The sequence below is a fragment of the Mangrovibacterium sp. genome (assembly GCF_059905295.1).
Genome location: NZ_JBZQJF010000110.1, coordinates 1 through 20,705 on the forward strand (window position 1 = coordinate 1; position 20,705 = coordinate 20,705).

A 20,705-nucleotide genomic window follows, 5' to 3' on the forward strand; every position below is an offset into this window, starting at 1 on the left:
CATTATTACTACGAAAAAAGGGAAGGCTGGTGTGCCTGAAGTTACTGTGAGCTCAAAATTTCGTATGGATGTGGCGAACAGATATCCCGAATATCAGAAGATGTACGGACAAGGTAACAATGGTGTTGCTGACAGTGGAACAGCCAGCTCATGGGGTGCTCCGATATCGGGAGGAAATGTCTACAATAATATTGAAGATTTCTTTCAAACAGCTTGGTCATATGACGTAACCGGGAGTGTTTCCGGTGGTAATGATAACGGAACTTACTTCATCTCGATGAACCGCTCAGATCAAAATGGTATTGTTCCAACAACCAATTATGTGAAAAACTCGTTCCGTTTCAACGGCGAGCAGAAAAAAGGCTGGTTTACTGTAGGAATGAATACCAATTACATTTATTCGCAATCAAACAAGACATTGACTGGTAGCGGACTTTACGGTTCGTCTGGCGATGGTGCCATGATTAGTTTGTACTTGTGGCCGGTGAACAACAACATGTCAAACTGGTTAGAAGGCGGAAATCGTACACCTCTTGTACAAGGTGTTGATCCGGAATATGATGTGGATAATCCGTATTGGACTGTCAATAAAAACCCGGTTACCGACGATGTTCATCGTTTTATTGGATCAGGTTATGTGACCGTTGCGCCTGTTAAATGGTTGAGTGCAACTTATCGTTTGGGGGTTGACCACTATAACATGTATACCCGTAGTATTCTTTACCCGGGTTCGGCAGTTGCTGATCCTTATGTAGATGGCGTGGTTAGTGAAATTCAGCGTGAAAACAATATTCTGACTTCAAACTTTACGGTTTCGGCCAATCAAAAAATCAATGATTTTGAATTGGGTTTGTTGTTAGGACATAACTACGAGCAAACAACTTATTACCGGAACAAACAACAGGCAGTTGGTTTGTTGAGCGACTTTATTAGTATTAACAATGCTGATACAGAAAACAAAACATTTACAAATTATCGCTCGACCAAGCGCTTGTATAGTGTTTTTGGTGAATTTTCTGCCAACTACAAAGGTATTGCTTATTTGAGTGTTACCGGTCGTAACGACTGGTCGTCGACATTAGCTCCTGAGAATCGCTCGTTCTTCTACCCGTCAGTTAGCGGTAGCTTCATTGTTTCTCAATTCTTCTCTGATGAGTTGAAAGATAAGTTCTCGTTTGCCAAATTACGTGCTTCATGGTCGCAGGTTGGTAAAGATGCACCGGTTTATCAAACAGCAACTTACCTAGATCCTCCTGTGACGTCAGTAGGTGGTGGGTATAAAAACAGCTACACTGGTGGTAATCCGACTCTGAAGCCCGAGACTACCGAGTCAACCGAACTGGGGATGGATATGCGCTTCCTGAAAGGACGCTTTGGAGTTGACTTCACTTATTACGATACCAGAAGTAAAGATCAAATCATTTCACCACGTGTGAGTATGGCTACCGGATATATTTTCCAGTATGTGAACTTTGGTACCGTTATTAATAAAGGGGTTGAGGTTACTTTGACCGGAAAACCGGTTCAATCTAAAAACTGGAATTGGGATACGTCCTTGAACATCTCGCACAACGATGGAACCGTAACTGATCTTCCTGAAGGTGTTACATTACTTTATGTGACTGACGTGCAGATTGGACCTGCCAAGTCGGCTTCTATTGGTGAGGGAAATTTCCTTGGGTTAACAGGTCAGCGTTGGTTGACGGATGATAATGGAAAATTGATTCTGAATTCAGATACCGGGTTGCCTATTACATCTACTGATGCAACCAACATCGTAGGTAACCGTGAGCCGGATTTGTTGCTCGGCTTTAACAACAGCATCAGTTATAAAAACTGGAATCTTTCGTTCCTGATCGATATTCGTAAAGGTGGTGATGTTTACAATGCAACCGAATACGCCATGGTTTATTCCGGAACAAGTAAGGAAACAGAGAACCGGGGTAAGACACAGCAGTTTAGTGGGGTGATGGTTGATTCTAATGGTGATTACCAGGATGCAACCAGCTCTGTTGAGTTGGATCAAAGTTACTACCAAAATGAGTATGTTGCTGATGCCTCCAATTTTATCACTAATGTGAATTGGTTCCGCTTACGGTCGGCGTCTTTAACGTACTCTTTGCCGAGCTCTTTCTGTCAAAGATTCGGATTTGTGAAATCTGCCGATGTTTCCCTGTCGGGAACAAACCTGTTGTTGTTCACGAACTATAAGGGAATGGACCCGGAGGTGAGTGCCGGTGGTTCAGGTGTTGTTGGTGCCGGTTCGTCAGCTATTGACTATGCAGGCGTGCCAGCTACGACCAGTGTTGCGTTTGGTGTAAATATTAAGTTTTAAAGCAATCAACTATGAAAAAGATAACGACAACTTTAATCATATTACTCGGATTTATAATCACGTCCTGTGATTATAATCTGGATATCAATACCTCTCCGAATAACGCGCAGGTAGCATCGCCTGATCAGCGACTTCCTTACGCGTTGACGGAAACTTTTGACTTCTATGGAAGCCACGGTACCCGTGTCGCTGCTCTTTGCCAGCAAATGGGCTACTACTATAATCCAGCTGCTCGTTATTACCAGTTGGAGAACTGGCAATTTCAGAATAACGCTGATGCGTGGGTTTGGCAATGTTGGTATGGCTATGCTTGGGTAAATATCGATGAGATGATTACAGATGCTGAAAACATTGGGGCCTGGCAGTATGTGGGTGTTGGAAAAATTTTGCAAGCCTTTGGTTGCGGAACTTTGGTTGATGCTTATGGCTACATGGCTTATCAGGACGGTTTGGCTGGTAATATTCAGCCGGATTATGACGATGCAGAATACGTTTACAGCCAGATATTGCCACTTTGCGACGAGGCGATTACTGACCTTCAAAAATCACAGTCCGAAGATGCGCCTGATTTAGCAACAGGAGATATCATGTACAATGGTGATGTGGACAAGTGGATCAAGTTTGCATATGGTGTAAAAGCCCGTTTCATGAGTCACTTGTCTAAGAAGGCAGAAGGTACTGGTTTGCTTGATTACAATCCGGACGAAATTCTGAGCGACCTTGCAAAATCGTTCAGCTCAAACGACGACGATGCTTCTTATCCGTACGAAATAAGTGATATTTCTTCTCGTCGTAATATCCAGTATTCAAATATGTCATCAGTTTATAAGCCTGGTAAATTATGGATTGACTATCTCTTAAATACCGTTGAAGGCTCAGGTAACAGTTGGAATAGTGGTATTGAGGATCCTCGCGCGGAGAAGTTAATTCCAAAGATTGTTTCGGGAGATAATGCGGGGCAATATTCCTATGGAATTGATTTGACTAAAGTAGATTCAGAGCCTTTATCTACAGACGTTAATTATGTTGGACTTCGCTCGGATGATAATAATGTGTTGTTCTACACGCAACAGAATTCCCCTTATTTCTTGCTTTCCTATTCGGAAGTGAAGTTTATTGAAGCGGAAGTTTATTTCCGTCAAGGCGATAAAACAAGTGCATTGGCTGCTTACAAAGCAGGTATTAAAGCCAATATGGATAAAATGGACATTTCTTCCAGTGAAAGTTCAGCATTCCTGGCCAGTGCAGCTGTTGCTCAAACGGCTGACGAGTTGACGTTGAGCCATATCATGATGCAGAAATACATCGCACTGACTTACAGCCCGGAAATCTGGACTGACATCAGACGATGTGACTACTGTATTGGTTCCGATGGTACTTATGATTTGGCTACAGGAGTTTACAAAGGATTTAAACGTCCGACTTTTGTTTACGAAACAGCTTTCCCTAAAGAAACGGATTACATTCGTCGCTACCAAATGGCCTATTATGAACGTTATTACAATGCTGCCAAGGTTACTGCTTTAGGTGTGTTTGAAAATACCTATATGACTGAGCCTGTTTGGTGGGATACTGCAGAATAAAACAAAATAACCGGAGAATGGACAGCTATCTTTAGGCTGTCCTTTTCTCTATTCAAAAATGGGGAAATATAGATGAAGAGTCTGTCATTCAATCTGTTCGTTTCTATCTTGTTACTTACACTGGGGGCCTGTAATACTTCTGTGCCAACCGAACAAGTTGAGGCCCTAATTTCCGATGTATCGCAACAATTTGTACCGGACAAACGGGTAGCTGTTTTTGATGTGGAGGTTGACCGATCAGCTACTCAGCTTGTTCTGAAAGGAGCAACAAACCTTCCGGAGGCATATCAGGCTTTAAAAGACAGCTTGGCTAAAATCGGAATAGAACCACTTGATTCAGTTCGGGTATTGCCCGATGAAGTTCTTGGAGACCAACGATGGGGATTAGTTACCCTTTCCGTAATCCCAATGCGGTCGACTCCGAAATATGCTGCCGAGATGGTGTCGCAAACCCTATTGGGAACACCCGTGAAATTGCTGGATAGAAAAGATGGCTGGTATCGTATTCAAACACCTGATTTGTATATCGGATGGGCACCAGCTTCCGGGTTGGAGCCGATGACTGACGCTGAAATAAATGCCTGGAAGCATGCAGACCGAACTGTTTTTACACAATTGAACGGTTGGGTACTCGCTGAGCCAAACGATGGAGCCGAGACTGTTGCCGACCTTGTGCTTGGAAATATCGTTGAGGTTATAGGTGAAGAAAACGGCTTCCTGCATATTCAACTTCCGGATAAGCGGGAAGGTTATGTGAAAGCCATACAATGCATGAATTTCCATGATTGGGAGAATATTCAGCCTACGGCAGAAAACGTCATCAAAACCGCTAAAAAGTTGCTGGGAAGTCCGTACCTGTGGGGGGGAACTTCTTCCAAAGGCATCGACTGTTCGGGTTTTACTAAAACTGCTTACTTTTCGCAGGGGGTGATGTTGGCGCGTGATGCTTCTCAACAAGCCCGATACGGAGAATCCTTGTCTGTCGATAGTCTCGACTTTAAGCCCGGAGACCTTTTGTTCTTTGGTCGAAGTAAGTCGCACATTACACATGTGGGACTTTACATCGGTCACGATCACTTTATTCACTCATCGGGGAGAGTGAGAATTAACAGCTTCAATCCGGATGATGCCGATTTCGATCCGGGGCGGCGTAAACAGTTAGTTGCTGCCTGTCGCGTGTTGAATGCACTGAACACGGAGGAGATTACGCCGATAAAAAATCATCCCTGGTATAATTGACGTTAGATTTTTCAATTGAATGAATAGTGATTCTCAGATAAAGAAGGGCTTGCAGCTTCGTTTCCGACCTTACGAACTTCAGCTGAAGCATGCCTTTAACCTGGCTAAAAGCTCGCGAACAGCAACACCAGCCATGCTCACCGAAATAGAGTTTGATGGACTTGTTGGATATGGTGAGGCCTCGATGCCTCCTTATTTGGGGGAAAGTTTCGAGTCGGCAACGCGTTTTTTTAATTTATTAAATCTGGCGCAGTTTACCGATCCTTTTCGTCTGGATGAAATATTGGAGTATGTTGATGGTGTGGCCGAGGGGAATTGTGCTGCAAAAGCGGCCATCGATATTGCTTTGCACGATTTATTGGGGAAAATAATGCAAAAGCCCTGGTATAAGATATGGGGTTATAATGCTGATGATACGCCTTTTACTTCGTACACTATCGGCATTGACACCGAGGAGATTGTTCGGAAAAAGGTAGCTGAAGCTGATGGCTTCAAACTCCTGAAAATTAAACTGGGGCGGGAAAATGATGTGGAGATGATTAAAACGATTCGCTCCATGACTGATGTTGCGCTGTCGGTTGATGTAAACCAGGGGTGGGGCGATAAGCAGAAAGCGCTTGACATGATTCACTGGTTGAAGGATTTGGGGATTATCTTCGTCGAACAGCCTATGCCTAAAGCCCAGCTGGATGATATGGCCTGGCTGACTCAGCATAGTCCGCTTCCCGTTATCGCCGATGAGGGTGTGCAACGATTGAGTGATGTTCGCAAGATTCACGGTGTGTATTCGGGCATTAATATCAAGCTGATGAAATGTACCGGTATGCGCGAAGCTCATCAAATGCTGACTTTGGCTCGTGCGCTCGATATGAAGGTGATGATCGGCTGTATGACGGAAACATCTTGTGCCGTTACGGCTGCTGCTCAACTATCACCAAAGGTTGATTGGGCCGATTTGGACGGGAATCTTCTAATCGCTAATGATCCGTTTAGCGGGCTGCAGATAATTGATGGTAAAGTAAAATTGATTGATCAACCCGGATTAGGGGTAAAACTTCTATAAATAGCCGATTTTTGTTTTTGATTTGAACAACGAGGGCATCGCACAATTTTGTGTGGTGCCTTATTTTTTGCGGGTTGTCACATAATTGACCAGCTCAATCAGCGAAGTTCTGGACTCGGTTTCCGGAAATTCCATGATTTTCTGAATCGCCTGGTCCCGATAAATATTCATTTGCTCTGTGGCATAGTCCAGTCCGCCACGATCAACGACCAGCTTGACTAATTCCTGTACTTTTGCTGCGTTCTTATGCTTCTTTTTTACCTCGTTTAGGATGCGCCGACGTTCTTTTTCATCCGAATTACTCAGAACGTACAGCAATGGCATGGTAATTTTTTTCTCTTTAATGTCGTTACCGGTTGGTTTTCCGAGCGCTCCTTTTGCCTGGTAATCAAAAATGTCATCCTTAATTTGGAAAGCAATGCCAACATCAATTCCAATATCGAACATGCGCTCTACAATATCCTGATCTTCAGTAACCGATGCGGCTCCAATGGCCAGGCTTGTTGCAATAAGCGATGCTGTTTTCTTCTCAATAATTTCGAAGTACGTGTTGTAGTCAATGTCGAGTTTCCGGCTTTTACGCATTTGCAAAATTTCGCCTTCACTCATGTCTTTCACCGATCGGCTGATCAGCTTCAGAAATCGATAGTTCTCATTGTCGATATTCAGCAAAAGGCCTTTTGCTAAAATGAAATCGCCAACCAAAACAGCTAGCTTGTTCTTCCATAGGGCATTGATTGAGAAGCTTCCACGGCGTTCATATGATTCATCAACAACATCGTCGTGAACCAGCGTGGCGGTGTGCAGGAGTTCGATTGATGAAGCAGCCATGTGGGTTGTTTCATTGAAACCTCCGTTCATTTTGGCGGCCAGAAAAACGAACATCGGGCGCATTTGTTTCCCTTTTTTGCGCAGGATGTATTGAATCATGAGTGACAAGAGCGGGATGTCACTTTTTATCGTTGTCTTAAAGTACTCCTCAAACTCGTCCAGTTCTTTTGTAATTGGTTTTTTGATGATATCCAATGATCCCATGTGCCTCGTTTTTCCTCGGTCAAAAATAACAAATTAAACGGTTTTTTAATTTTCTGTTCTTTTCTTCTGAATGATTCCTACAGTATTTATCAAAAAATAGTATTTTTAAGCATTCGAACAGGTAATTTTAGTAAATATTCAAAAAAATCGATATAAAACGGCTAATAAAGCTAACTATCTCTTTTAGAAGAAATAATATATTTATATATTTGCATTTTTCTAACGAATAAGTTGGACAGAACATTATGGAAATGAAAATTCAAGAATTAGACGCAGATCGTTTGGACATGGCTGCAAATATGTTGAAAGCAATGGCCCATCCAATGCGTATTGCTATTTTGAAACATTTGGAAGCAGGCAAAAAATTAACAGTCACTGAAATTCACGAATTGTTGGGGATTGAGCAATCAACTACCTCTCATCATTTGGGAATTTTAAAGGATAAAGGTGTGCTTTGTTCCCGTCGTGAAGGGAAAAATACCTTTTACTACCTGAAGCATGATATTTTGAGTCAGGTTATTAACTGCCTGCAGCGCTGTACTTGTGGAGAATAACTTCAAGAATTACTACCAATAGGGAAGCCGTCAATTTTGACGGCTTTTTTTATTTATTGACGGGAAGTTCCTAATTTCGGTCATTATTCATTCAAAAGCGATCGGTTTTCGGGAACTTCAGTCCAATTTTGATGTTACAGTTTCGAATCTTCGATCAACTTTAAAAATTTAACTATGTCAGACACGTCAACACCAGATAAACGTTTATTCCTGCTCGATGCTTATGCCTTGATTTACCGTTCCTATTTTGCTTTTATTCGTAACCCCCGGTTCAACTCGAAAGGCTTGAATACCTCCGCTATGCTGGGGTTTACAAATACACTGGAAATGCTGCTCAGCAAGGAAAAACCTACCCATGTGGCTGTCGTGTTTGATGTGCATGCTCCGACTTTCAGGCACGAGATGTACGAACCCTATAAGGCTACACGTGACGAGATGCCGGAAGATCTTCGGAAAGCCATTCCATGGGTGCGCAAAATTATTGAAGCGTATCATATTCCGATTATTGAAAAAGCGGGTTTTGAGGCCGACGATGTGATTGGTACCCTTGCCAAAAGAGCCGGTGAGAATGGTTACACCACTTACATGATGACGCCCGATAAGGACTATGCACAGTTGGTAACCGAGAATACCTTCATGTATAAGCCCGGGCGTGGTGGTAACGATGTGGAGATTTGGGGTGTTGATGAAGTGAAAGAGAATTTTGAAGTTGACCGGCCCGAACAGGTGATTGACATCCTTGGCCTGATGGGGGATACGGCCGATAACATTCCCGGTTGTCCCGGTATTGGTCCAAAGACAGCTATGAAGCTGATTGGGAAATACGGGTCGATCGATAATTTGTACGCTCATATAGATGATTTGAAAGGCAAGCAGAAGGAAAACCTGCAAACTCATGAAGAGCAGGTGCGTTTGTCCCGAAAGTTGGTGGTGATTATCCAGGATGTGCCGGTGGAGTTTGATGAAACCAAGCTGACCATGGATGATCCGGATTCGGCTAAGCTGAAGGAGATTTTCACAGAGCTGGAATTCCGTTCGATGGTGCAAAAGCTGGAACCGGCAAAGGCTGCTGAGCCTACCTTTGAACAGGGCACCTTGTTTGGTGGTGCTGCAGCTCCTGCTACAACTGCGGAGGCTGTTCCGGAAACGACTTTTGTGACGATTAACGATACTCCGCACGAATATTACCTGGTTGAAAATGCCATGCAACGGGCCAGCCTGAAAGCTGAGCTTTCGGTGCTGGAAGAGTTCTGTTTCGACACCGAAACCACTGGTTTGGATACGAATAATGCCGAACTGGTTTGCTTGTCCTTTGCCTTCCGCAAAGGAGAGGCTTTTTGTGTGACCCTGCCCGAAAAACGGGAAGAAGCCCTGAAGGTACTGGAAGAATTCCGGTTGATTTTTGAAGATGAGAATATTCGGAAGATCGGGCAGAATATCAAGTATGATATCTCGATGCTGAAGCAATACGGCATGAACGTAAAAGGGCCGTTGTATGATACCATGATTGCTCACTACCTGATTCAGCCCGAGTTGCGGCATAACCTGGATTATTTGTGTGAAACCTATTTGAATTACCGGAAGGTGGAGACCGAGGAATTGATTGGTAAAAAAGGGAAAAATCAGAAGACGATGCGCGATGCGCCGTTGGAACAATTGCGCGATTATTCCTGCGAGGATGCGGATCTTACGCTTCAGCTGAAGCTGACTATCGATAGCAAACTGGATGAAACCGGTGTCCGTTCGGTGTTTGAGGAAATTGAAATGCCACTGATTCCGGTGCTCGCTGATATGGAAATGGAAGGCGTGACGCTGAATACAAAAGCTCTGGACGACTATGCAGAAGTACTACGGAAGCAGATCATCGATCTGGAGGCGGAGATCAAAGAGTTGGCGGGTGAAAATTTCAATGTATCGTCGCCGAAGCAGCTGGGACCAATTTTATTTGAGAAGCTAAAGATTGATACCAAAGCGAAGAAGACCAAGACCAAGCAATATTCAACATCGGAAGAAGTGTTGATCAAGCTCGTTGATAAGCATCCGATTGTTTCGAAGATTTTGGAGTTTCGCGGATTGAAAAAGCTTCTTTCAACTTATGTTGAGGCTTTGCCGCAGTTGGTTGATTCAAAAACGGGGAAAATTCACACCACCTATAACCAAACGATTGCTGCAACGGGTCGACTGAGTTCGACAAACCCGAACCTGCAGAACATCCCGATTCGTGATGAGAACGGACGTGAAATTCGTCGGGCTTTTACGGCATCGGATGAGGAGCACCTGTTTCTCTCGGCCGACTATTCGCAAATTGAGTTGCGCATTATGGCTGCGTTGAGTAAAGACGAACACATGATTGATGCTTTTCGCCATAAGCAGGATATTCATGCAACGACGGCTGCCAAGATCTATAAGGTGCCCTTGGAAGAGGTGACTTCGGACATGCGCCGGAAAGCCAAGACTGCCAATTTCGGAATTATTTACGGTATTTCGGCTTTTGGCCTGTCGGAGCGGTTGAATATTTCCCGCACGGAAGCCAAGGAGCTAATCGACGGCTATTTTGAGAACTTTTCGCGGGTGAAGGAGTACATGGATGAATGCATCCAGCTGGCGCGCGAAAAGGGCTATGTGGAGACAATCAGGGGGCGTCGTCGCTATTTGAACGATATTAACTCGGCTAACGCAGTAGTACGGGGTGTGGCAGAACGAAATGCCATTAATGCGCCTATCCAGGGATCGGCTGCCGACATCATCAAGCTGGCGATGATCAACATTTGGCGCGAGCTGAAAAAGCAAAAGCTGGAGGCTAAGATGTTGCTGCAGGTGCATGATGAATTGAACTTCGATGTTCCGAAGCGAGAGGTGGAACAGGTGAAACAAATTGTAAAAGAGCAGATGGAAAATGCCGTTGATGTTGGTTTACCGCTAGAAGTGGAGATGAATGCCGCCCAAAACTGGTTGGAAGCTCACTAAGAAAATTGGGGGTGAAGTACTCCGTCTAAGTCCTGTAGTAAAGCGGCTAAGTAGTCAGGTACTCCGTCTAGGTGCACGAGTATTCCGGCTAAGTTGATGGACACAAAAAAGCAGAACCCAAAACCGGATCCTGCTTCTCAGAATAAAACAAAAAACCTGGTGAATTACTTCACCCCTGACTTCTTCAAAATATACTCGAGCGGACAAAATTTAGTGAAGGCTGATTGTAACAGGTTTAACCCCACAAAACCTGTAAAAAACAACCAGTTGATGTTCACATAAACCGCCAATAAAATGCTGACCAGGACAAATGTTCCTGCAACAGCGCGAATAATTCTTTCTACCATATCTTTCTTTTTAAATTTTTGAATGACGATGAGTCGTGAGACATGAGGATTTTGTATTTGGTTTCTTCCTCACGACTCGTTACTCACATCTCACGACTTAAATTTCTTGTTTAAACTGATTTCTCAACGCCAACGATGTGTGCATTCATCGGGCTCATGCCCTGGATGGTGTTGTTGAACTCATCGACACGTTTTAGTAACTCTTCTGCTTTATCGGCAGCTAAAAAGCTAAATGAAACCATGTAGTTGTATGGATTTTTTGTTGATCCAAACCAGTTTGAGTAGTCGGATGTTCCGTCGGCATTTTGCATGAAACCCTCTACATCTATTTCGCTATAAGCGTTAATATGGATTGATTTGAAGATCTGCTTAAGCTCATCCTGGTAAGCTTTAACACATTGGATAATCACAAACTTCATCATTGTTCTTCCGTTTTATTGTTGTTAGATGCGTACTTTTTCTTCTCTGTCATGTAATAAATGAGCGGTACAATAACCAGGGTCAGGAAGGTTGATGCGATGGTACCACCAATCAACGAAATTGCCAATCCCTGGAAAATCGGGTCAAAAAGTATAATTACTGCACCAATAGCAACAGCGCCTGCTGTCAGCAAGATTGGTGTGGTACGTACAGCACCTGCTTCAATAATTGACTCTTTCAACGGGATCCCTTCGGCCAGCCGGAGGTTGATGAAGTCGATGAGCAGGATGGAGTTTCGGACCATAATCCCTGCCAGAGCGATCAATCCAATCATTGAGGTAGCTGTAAAGAAGGCGCCTAAAATCCAGTGTCCGATGAGGATACCAACCAAGGACAAGGGGATGGCGATCATCATCACGATTGGCACTTTAAAGTCCTGGAACCAACCAATAATAAGCAGGTAAATAACGATCAGTACCACAGCGAAAGCAGTTCCCAAATCGCGGAAGACCTCGTACGTGATTTGCCATTCACCGTCCCATTTCAAGGTATAGTTGTTATCCACAAAGGGCTGTTTGGTGTAGTCTTCATTCAGGCTGTAACCCTCAGGCACTTTGATGTCTTTCAGTTTGTCCGAAATGCTTAGTATCGCATATACCGGGCTTTCCAGGCTGCCGGCTACATCGGCCGTCACATAAACTACGCGACGTTGGTTTTTACGATAGATACTTTTATCCTGAAGTCCTTTATCAACGCTTACCACATCGCCCAATGACACCAGTTGTCCGGTAGCCGGGCTCATAATGTTGATTTTCTCCAGGTCGTTGATCTCTGAACGGCTTTTTTCATCCAGGCGTAACTTGATACCTATTTGATGGTACTCGTTTTCCTGGTACAGTTGAGACACTTCCTGTCCACCCAGGGCCATGGCCAGTGTCTGGCTGATTTGTTGTGTTGTCAATCCGTACAGGGCTGCTTTTTCCCGTAGAACATTGAATTTGTATTCCACCTGATCAGCTTCAGGATACCAGTCGATATCAACTACATCAGCTGTCTGGGCAAACAAGTTTTTAACCTGTTTGGCAATCTCCATTTGTCCTTTTTCATCAGGGCCGTAAATCTCAGCGACCAGGGTAGACAATACCGGTGGGCCGGGAGGTACTTCCACAACCTTCACGTTGGCGTTGTATTTGTTGCCGATTTCCTGTAAATGAGGACGCATGGCTTTGGCAATGTCGTGGCTCTGCAGGCTTCGGTCGCCTTTATGGGTTAGGTTAACCTGAATGTCGGCAACGTTTGGTCCCTGGCGCAGGTCGTAGTGACGAACCAATCCGTTGAAGTTCATTGGAGAAGCTGTTCCAACATAACTTTGATAGTTCAGGATATCTTTCTGTTGGGCAATGTAGGCCGCAAGTTCTTTTGTAACGGCAGCAGTGCGTTCCAAAGTCGTTCCTTCAGGCATGTCGATCACCACCTGGAATTCATTCTTGTTGTCGAATGGTAACATTTTCACGGCTACCAACTTGAAATAAACCAGCGTCATCGAACCAAACAGTAACAAGGTTACAGCTCCGATGAATGTCCAGCGTTTCCAGCTTGACTCCAGCATCGGGTTGATGGTCTTTTTATACAATTTGTAGATCACCGAATCTTCCATGCGGAATTCCTTTTCCTCACCCGAATCGTCGTGGCGTAACAGGCGGTAAGCCAGGTATGGGGTAATGGTCAGTGCTACCAACAGCGAGAAAATCATCGCGATAGAAGCACCAATAGGCATTGGGCTCATGTATGGTCCCATCAAACCACTTACAAACACCATGGGCAATACAGCTGCAATAACGGTGAAGGTGGCCAGGATGGTCGGGTTACCCACTTCGTCGATCGATCGGATTGCTGCCTGTATAAAGGGCAGCTTCTTCATCTTGAAGTGCCTGTGCATGTTTTCGGCGATAATGATGGAGTCGTCGACCACGATACCCGTTACAAATACCAGGGCAAACAGCGAGATCCGGTTAAGGGTATAGTCGAGGAAATAATAGCTGAACATGGTTAGGGCAAAGGTGATTGGTACCGAAATAAATACGACCAATCCTCCGCGCCATCCCATTGCAAGCATCACCAGCAAGGTAACAGATAGAATAGCCACCGATAAGTGCATCAGCAATTCTGACACCTTGTGTGAGGCGGTTTCACCATAATTACGGGTTACCGTAACGTGAACGTCTTCGGGTATGAGATCTTTTTTCAGGATACTCAATTTTTCCAGAATCTTGTCGGAAACGTGCATGGCATCTGCACCACGGCGTTTGGCTACCGAGATGGTTACGGCAGGATAGTCTCCGGGATATTGAGCTTTTTCCGAATCCATTTTAGCAAAGCCAAAATTAACGTACTGAATGGGTTCTTCTGGACCGTCGATTATTTGAGCTACTTGTTTCAGATAAACAGGGTTGCCATTGTTGATGCCAACAACCAGGTTTTCCACATCTTCCGATGATTTAAGGAAGTCGCCTGCTTCAACCAGGTATTCAGTATCATTTTTATCGAATGAACCGGCTTGAAATTGACCATTGGCCAGCTGGATTTGCTGAGCAATCATGAGTGCATCAACATGAGCTGCAGCCATTTGTTCGGGATTCAAAACAACACGAATTTCGCGAGAGCGGCCACCGATTATCTTGGTTTCCGAAACGTTGTCAACTTGTTCTATTTCACTATTTAGCTCTTCGGCTATGCGTTTCAGTTGGTAATCGTTGTAATGCTCACTCCAGAGCGTTAATCCGAGTACCGGTACATCGTCAATGGATCGTGTTTTTACCAGAGGAAGGGAAGTTCCTTTGGGCATTTCATCCATGTGTTTCATGATCTCGTTGTACATTTTTACCAGCGAGCGTTCCACGTCTTCACCGACATAGAACTGAACAATCAACATCGCTTGTCCGGGCATTGAGGTTGAATAAACATACTCAACACCGGGGATATTTGCCACTACCTTTTCAAGTGGCTGCATCACGCGCGATTCAATTTCCTTCGGGCTTGCACCCGGATAGCGGAAAAAGATATCGGCAATTGGAACATCAATCTGTGGCTCCTCTTCGCGAGGAGTAAGGTACGAAGCATAGATTCCGATGGCCATAAAGGCAATCATCAGAAGCGGGGTGAGCTTCGAGTTTATAAATGCTTTGGCGATTCCGCCGGAAAATCCTGTCTTCATAGTGTTCTGCTTAATTGTTTACAACTACTGCTCCATCGAACAATTTTCCTTCGCTTGACAGAACGTATTTTTCACCATCGCTTAGTCCGGAAAGAATCTCGATGGAATCGCCGTATGTTTTGCCTGTACGAACCCAGCGCAATAACGAGGTGCCGGCTTGGCTTATCGCGAACAGTCCAACCAGTTGTCCTCGGGTTATTAAAGCGCTTTTAGGTACTAAGATCATCGGCTCCGTACCTTTTTCGTAATTCACGGTGGCAAACATACCGCTGTAAAGCTGTTGGGCTTCCGATCCGGAAGTATTAAGCAGAACTTTAGCTTCAAACTGGCTGCCCGTGTTGGTTGAAGAAGGATTGATTTCGGAAACTGTTCCCTCGATCTCTAATCCGGGGATTGATGAAAACCGGACTTTTACAGGGGCATTTAATTGCAGGCGGGCAATGTCGTTTTCCGGAATGCGGGCATAAACTTTCCACTGGCTTGGACTTTCGATGCTAAGCAGTGGCATCCCAGGATTGGCCATATCGCCTTCCTGTACAAATTTTCCGGTGATAACTCCGCTGTAAGGTGCACGAATACCGGCGTAACGAAGGGACTCATCAACTTCTTGCTCCATTTGGTTGACAGCATCTACTCTGGCTCTTGCCATTTGATAGCGGGTACGCATGTCGTCCATTTCTTTGTCTGAAGCACTTTTGTTGGCATATAGGGCCTCATAGCGTTTCAGGTCTTTTTCGGCACTATCGTAGGCTGTTTGTGCTTCCACCTTACTGGCTTCTACCTGTGCTTTTTTAGCCAAAATATCCTTATTCCTGATTTGGATCAGCAGGTCACCGGCATTCACTTTTTGTCCGGGTTTCACATAAACCTTTTGTACCTGGCCCATAATGCGGGTGCTCAGGTTGGATTGTTTGTCAGCCTGAAGCTTTCCGGAGAAGCTGTATTGAACCGGGTATTCCGTAACATGAGCAGTGACTACTTTGGCGTTAACTGTCTGTTCGGGGGTTTTGTCCTGTTTGTCCTTGCTACCACATGAGGTTAAGGTCAGGGTTGCTGCTGTTACAGCAAGCAGCATCAGCTTGGTTTTATTCATACGAGTTTTCATTGCGATCGTGGCGTTTATTCGTTAATATCTTTTTCCATTAATAATTCGAGTTGGAAGACTGCTTCCTGGTAATTGTAAATAGCCTGGATGAATTCCAGGTTCTTTTGTGATGAAAGCGCTTCGGACATTAGTAGTTCTGTTGTTTTTTCCAGTCCCTGGGCAAAGCGGTCACTGCGGATCCGGTAGGATTCGGCGGCTTGTTCTTTAGCCAGTTTTCCCGATTGTACTTGTTGATATTTCAATTCAACATTACGTTGGGCACGGTTTAACTGAATTTGGCTTTGAGACAGATAGTCTTCATATTTATATTGTGCTTCCTGTAACTGTGCTTTGGCGTGTTGGGCGCTTCCCAGGTTTTTGTATCCGCCAAAGAGGTTCCAGCTTAGGCTGGCGCCAACCAGGTAGTTGTTCGCCGATGTTCCCAGTAGTTTGCTGTCGTTCCATTCGTAAGCACCAAAAGCATTCACTCGCGGCACAAACTTCATTTTCTCGGATTTCACCATGTTCTCGGCACCCTGGATTTGTTTTTGAATGGCCTGAACATCGGAACGTGTTTCTAAAGAATTCGCTGAGGCGTTCCAGGCTACCTGGGCTGGCGATAAAAGCATCGAATCTACAGGTTCAATTGAGGTTCCTAAATCAAGTCCAAGCAGATGAGCCAGGAACTCGTTGGCTGTCTTCAGATTATTTTTGGCTTCCAGTAGCTGGTTTTTGCGCTCGTCAACCCGGACCATTGCTTCCAAAACATCGGCGTGTTTTAAAAAGCCTTGTTCTTCATTGTCCTTGGTTAATCGTAAGGCATCTTCCGCAACTTTCACTGAAGTATTGAGTACGTCAACGGCATTTGAGGCTAATTCGAGCATGAAGTAGGCCTTTTTTACCTGGAAACGAATGTTCTCTTTAACGCGTTGGGTTTGCAGACTCATGGCCTCATACTGGTTTTTGGCAGCCTTGCGGGCGTAAATACCGTCGAGGTTCAAAAGTGGTTGCTGGACTTCCAATTTGGTGTTGAAGTTGTCAATCCGATCCGGGTTATTCAATTTTGTCGGATCAAAATCGGCCTGGGTTACAATTTCCTGCTTCAATTTAAAACCGAAAGAAGAGAGTGGATCATTCGTAGTAACACCTGTGGTGCTCACGGTTAATCCGGGTAGGAATACGGAGTTGGTCATGCGGTACTGACCGCGTGCTGCTAACTCGTGTGCTTCGGCACTTTTTGTTGTCAGGTTGTTTTCTTCAGCTAGCTGAAGAGCTTCCTGCAAGCTCAGTTGCCTTTGAGTTTGGCTGCTGGCTAAAAAGGGTAGGGCTAAGCCAAGCATGAATAACAAGAGGTGATAGTTTTTACGCATATCTGATTTTCTGTTTAAATTCCTGCGACAAATATATTTAAATATGCAGAAATCTACATGTATTGATGTGATTGGTTTTCTCTATGGATATATTGATTTTTCTTATCAATTTACTAATAAATTGAAAACGAGTCAAGTAGGATATTTCCCTTTTGGGGTGAAATGATTTTCGTTAACGAAGGCTTAACCCAAAGCTTAGACTTGAAACGAGTTAAAGTTCAAAATTGTGGAAGATCTCGGGATAATTGGCTTTGAACTTGGATAAAGAAGAGGCTTTTTTGACAGGTTTAAAGGCTTTATGCGGGTTGGAGAATGAGTTGGCGAAATAGGACCAGAAGGCTTTCATCTTCATTAAAACAGGACCGTCATCGGTGAAATGGCGTTGATATTCCTCAAAAATCAGGTCGTGAAACTCCCGTTTCAGCTTTCGGGCTTGGTCCGGATCAGGCAATTTCCCCTCAATTTTATCAATCAAAAACGGATCCGATAAAATACCGCGTCCAATCATCCATTCATTTTGAGAGGGGACAAGCTGTCGTATTTGCTCCAGGTCTGAAGGGGTGTTGAGGTCACCATTATAGATTACGGGTAGCTCAATTGAGCTTGCAAACCGGGCAAACAGTTCCCGGTTAGCATCGCCTTTATAAAGTTGGTCAGCTGTTCGCGGATGAAAAATAAGGTTGGTAAAAGGGTAGGCTTTTAGAATTGAAATAAGGTTGAAAATTTGTTCTTCGTCCTGCATGCCGGCCCTGAACTTAATAGATACCTGAAAGTCGAATTCTGTAAAGAGTACATCCAGCAGTCGTTTCAGATTGTCCGGTTTTTCGAGTAGGGCAGAGCCGCGTCCCCGGTTGGTAGCCATTGGATAGGGGCAGCCCATGTTTAGATTTAGCTGTGGATAACCATCGTCTTTCACCACCATTGCAAGCTGTCGTAATTCCTTTTCATCGGAACATAGAATCTGAGGGATAACAGGAATAGCTTCATTATTTGCGGGGCGTAAATCCCGCAGTTGGCTGTTGCGTATTTTGTTACCTGGCCCCAAACTGATATAGGGAATATAGTAAGTATCAATATTCCCAAAAACATGGTGGTAGCATTTCCGGTAAACAAAGTCGGTGAAACCTTGCAGCGGTGCCAAATGGAAATGATACTGTTTGCCCATGTTGAAAATTAATTTTTGCACAAAGGTACAGTTTGAAATGATTTGCGTCGCGAAATCATTAATTTTGCACCGAAACAAACACGATGCTGGACATGGCAGAATTATTGCAGCCTAATGACAGTTTGAAGAATTCCCTTTCAACCACCGGTGTTAAGGTCCTTTCGGACCCCACGGGACAAGTTGAGTCTGATTCTCTCACGACATTAAAACAGCAGGCCGTTGTAAAATCTCCGGAACCATTTCAGCAAAAAAAGCAAGTCCAATCTCCTTCAGTGTTAAGTGCCTATCGCTTTCGGCAGGAATTGGCAAACGAGATACCAATGCGGCATCCGTTAGAATTGGTACAGGTTCAGCTGGCCGATGTGCCTGCAAAAATAGGCTTAGCCCTTCCGGAACGAAAATTGGAAAGTCGTTCGGCTGATTGGTCGATTGGGGTTTTAATATTGGCCTTGATCTTATTTTCCTCGGTTCGGCTTTTTTTCGGTAAATACCTGGGGCAAATGTTTCACGCTGCATTTAACTATGCAACGGCATCCCGATTGTTCCGGGAGCGTTCAGTTAGTCTGACACATGCTGCTTTTCGTCTCGATCTGATTTTTGTATTAATCCTGAGCTTGTTTTTATTTCAGCTTTTTGGACGACACTTGAGCTTTGGTATCCAAAATAATCTGTTGAAATACCTGATTATCCTGGGAGGTGTTATTGCCTACTTTGGGTTGAAACAGGTTTTGTATTCGGTTCAGGGAAGGATGACCGAGACAAATGCAGAGACTCAGGAAGTTCTGTATAATATGAATCTTTATAACCGGATATTGGGCCTAGGTCTGGTTCCGGTAACACTGATATTAGCCTTTTCGCGGTTGCAAAAACCGGAAATAATAGTTGGAATAGGTGGCATTATGGCGCTGTTGTGCTATATTTTACTGGTATTACGAGGCCTCAAAATTTTACTAAGGAAAGATTTTTCGATATCCTATTTGATTTTGTACCTTTGTACCCTTGAAATTTTACCACTATTCTACATCTACAAGCTGGTGTTAGTTTAAGCTGGTGTGTAATTTTTAAAATTGACAGATCTTGAAAATCAAGAAAATTTTAGTATCGCAACCCAAGCCTGAGACAGCAAAATCCCCTTACTTTGATTTAGCCGACAAAATGAGTGTACAGGTGGATTTTAGACCATTCATTCAGGTTGAAGGAGTTTCTGCCAAAGAATTTAGGCAGACCAGAATTCAGATTCTGGATCATACGGCGGTGATTTTTACCAGTCGTACAGCAATTGACCACTTTTTCAGAATTTGCCAGGACCAACGGATTACCGTTCCTGATACCATGAAATATTTCTGTATCTCTGAAGCTACTGCTTTTTACCTGCAGAAGTATATCGTTTACAGAAAACGTAAAATTTTCTACGGTACAGGTGTGTTTTCCAGCGTAACGGAATTGATGAAGAAGCACAAGGATGATAAATACCTTGTTCCTCTCTCACACATTCACAAACAAGAAATCCCGCAACTGCTTGATAAAGGAGGCTTTAAGTATACCAAGGCTATTCTTTACCGTACTGTAAGCAGCGACTTGTCGGATTTGAAGGATGTGAACTACGATATTTTAGTGTTTTTTAGCCCCTCAGGGATTAAATCACTAAAATCAAACTTCCCGGAATTTGAACAGAACAATACAAAGATTGCTTGTTTCGGCCCAACAACTGCGAATGCTGTTCGGGAAGCTGGCTTGCGTTTAGATATTGAAGCTCCGACTCCTCAAGCTCCGTCTATGACGATGGCTTTGGAGCAGTTCATCAAAAAATACAACAAAGCGAAGTAATTATTCCAATCGATACAGGTTATAAAGGGGGAATTTAATTCCCCTTTTTTATTGTACTTTCGTCAAGCTATGGGTGAGTTTAGTCTTTCGAAAAATGATCGGCTTTGCAGTAAAAAGTTGATTGGTGAGTTGTTTGCCAATGGGGAAGCTGTTTTCTGTTTTCCACTAAAGGTTGTGTTTTTGAAGACGCAGCTTGAAGACGGTAAAACAGCTAAAGCGGCTTTTTCAGTTTCGAAACGGAATTTTAAGCGAGCAGTGAAACGAAACTACCTGAAACGATTGATGCGGGAGGCTTACCGCCTGAATAGGACCGATTTTAAGTCTTTTCTGGATGACAAAGGAATTCAGCTAAGCGTCATGTTTATCTATGCTGCGAAGGAGGCAAGAGACTATCCAACAGTTGAAAAAGGAATGCTGAAGGCCTTTGAACAAGTAAAATCCGCTCTTTCGGCCGAGCAATAAAACCGGCACGATCCCGGTCATCAACTGTAATAAAAGTCGA

At 44.0% G+C, this 20,705-nt stretch carries 16 protein-coding genes; 9 read left to right on the forward strand and 7 right to left on the reverse strand.

Annotated elements, in window-relative coordinates:
• The 4 genes from AC37HE_RS05875 to AC37HE_RS05890 all read left to right on the forward strand — a co-directional run.
• On the forward strand, nucleotides 1-2,335 hold a 2,335-nt coding region (locus AC37HE_RS05875), incomplete at its 5' end, for a SusC/RagA family TonB-linked outer membrane protein (protein WP_500781861.1).
• A gap of 11 nt (nucleotides 2,336-2,346) precedes the next feature.
• Entirely contained in the window at nucleotides 2,347-3,918 is a 1,572-nt protein-coding gene (locus tag AC37HE_RS05880; RefSeq protein ID WP_500781862.1) for a SusD/RagB family nutrient-binding outer membrane lipoprotein, read from the forward strand.
• Between the two features lie 72 nt (nucleotides 3,919-3,990).
• Nucleotides 3,991-5,157, forward strand: coding sequence for a C40 family peptidase (locus AC37HE_RS05885; protein WP_500781863.1), 1,167 nt, complete (start codon nucleotides 3,991-3,993; stop codon nucleotides 5,155-5,157).
• Between the two features lie 19 nt (nucleotides 5,158-5,176).
• On the forward strand, nucleotides 5,177-6,220 hold the full coding sequence (locus tag AC37HE_RS05890) for a dipeptide epimerase (protein ID WP_500781864.1): 1,044 nt from the start codon (nucleotides 5,177-5,179) through the stop codon (nucleotides 6,218-6,220).
• 60 nt (nucleotides 6,221-6,280) lie between these two features.
• On the opposite strand, the gene AC37HE_RS05895 is transcribed toward AC37HE_RS05890, so the two are convergent.
• Nucleotides 6,281-7,255 carry a polyprenyl synthetase family protein gene (locus AC37HE_RS05895; RefSeq protein WP_500781865.1) on the reverse strand — a complete coding sequence of 325 codons (975 nt, stop codon included), beginning with the start codon at nucleotides 7,253-7,255 and terminating at the stop codon, nucleotides 6,281-6,283.
• A gap of 251 nt (nucleotides 7,256-7,506) precedes the next feature.
• Here AC37HE_RS05895 and AC37HE_RS05900 point away from each other — a divergent pair, with 251 nt between their 5' ends.
• Complete coding sequence (locus AC37HE_RS05900; protein ID WP_107821892.1) at nucleotides 7,507-7,809, forward strand: ArsR/SmtB family transcription factor; 303 nt, start codon at nucleotides 7,507-7,509, stop codon at nucleotides 7,807-7,809.
• A 174-nt stretch (nucleotides 7,810-7,983) separates the two neighbouring features.
• Nucleotides 7,984-10,776, forward strand: coding sequence for a DNA polymerase I (polA, locus tag AC37HE_RS05905; RefSeq protein WP_500781866.1), 2,793 nt, complete (start codon nucleotides 7,984-7,986; stop codon nucleotides 10,774-10,776).
• A gap of 164 nt (nucleotides 10,777-10,940) precedes the next feature.
• On the opposite strand, the gene AC37HE_RS05910 is transcribed toward polA, so the two are convergent.
• The 6 genes from AC37HE_RS05910 to AC37HE_RS05935 form a co-directional block, all read right to left on the reverse strand.
• Nucleotides 10,941-11,123, reverse strand: coding sequence for a YgaP family membrane protein (locus AC37HE_RS05910; protein WP_500781867.1), 183 nt, complete (start codon nucleotides 11,121-11,123; stop codon nucleotides 10,941-10,943).
• A gap of 110 nt (nucleotides 11,124-11,233) precedes the next feature.
• Complete coding sequence (locus tag AC37HE_RS05915; protein WP_500781868.1) at nucleotides 11,234-11,545, reverse strand: hypothetical protein; 312 nt, start codon at nucleotides 11,543-11,545, stop codon at nucleotides 11,234-11,236.
• Entirely contained in the window at nucleotides 11,542-14,757 is a 3,216-nt protein-coding gene (locus AC37HE_RS05920) for an efflux RND transporter permease subunit (protein ID WP_500781869.1), read from the reverse strand. The genes AC37HE_RS05915 and AC37HE_RS05920 overlap by 4 nt, the downstream gene beginning before the upstream one ends.
• A 10-nt stretch (nucleotides 14,758-14,767) precedes the next feature.
• Entirely contained in the window at nucleotides 14,768-15,850 is a 1,083-nt protein-coding gene (locus tag AC37HE_RS05925; protein WP_500781870.1) for an efflux RND transporter periplasmic adaptor subunit, read from the reverse strand.
• Between the two features lie 26 nt (nucleotides 15,851-15,876).
• Entirely contained in the window at nucleotides 15,877-17,211 is a 1,335-nt protein-coding gene (locus AC37HE_RS05930; RefSeq protein ID WP_500781871.1) for a TolC family protein, read from the reverse strand.
• A gap of 211 nt (nucleotides 17,212-17,422) precedes the next feature.
• Nucleotides 17,423-18,397: a tRNA dihydrouridine synthase gene (locus AC37HE_RS05935; protein ID WP_500781872.1), complete on the reverse strand. Its 975-nt coding sequence runs from the start codon at nucleotides 18,395-18,397 to the stop codon at nucleotides 17,423-17,425.
• Nucleotides 18,398-18,468: 71 nt separating this feature from the next.
• On the opposite strand from AC37HE_RS05935, the gene AC37HE_RS05940 reads away from it, so the two are divergent.
• The 3 genes from AC37HE_RS05940 to AC37HE_RS05950 are packed head-to-tail and all read left to right on the forward strand — an operon-like array spanning nucleotide 18,469 to nucleotide 20,665.
• Entirely contained in the window at nucleotides 18,469-19,422 is a 954-nt protein-coding gene (locus tag AC37HE_RS05940) for a DUF4271 domain-containing protein (protein WP_500781873.1), read from the forward strand.
• Between the two features lie 31 nt (nucleotides 19,423-19,453).
• The gene (locus AC37HE_RS05945) at nucleotides 19,454-20,203 is read left to right on the forward strand and encodes a uroporphyrinogen-III synthase (protein WP_500781874.1); all 750 of its coding nucleotides are present in this window, start codon (nucleotides 19,454-19,456) and stop codon (nucleotides 20,201-20,203) included.
• Between the two features lie 51 nt (nucleotides 20,204-20,254).
• On the forward strand, nucleotides 20,255-20,665 hold the full coding sequence (locus tag AC37HE_RS05950) for a ribonuclease P protein component (protein ID WP_500781875.1): 411 nt from the start codon (nucleotides 20,255-20,257) through the stop codon (nucleotides 20,663-20,665).
• Nucleotides 20,666-20,705 lie beyond the last annotated feature (40 nt).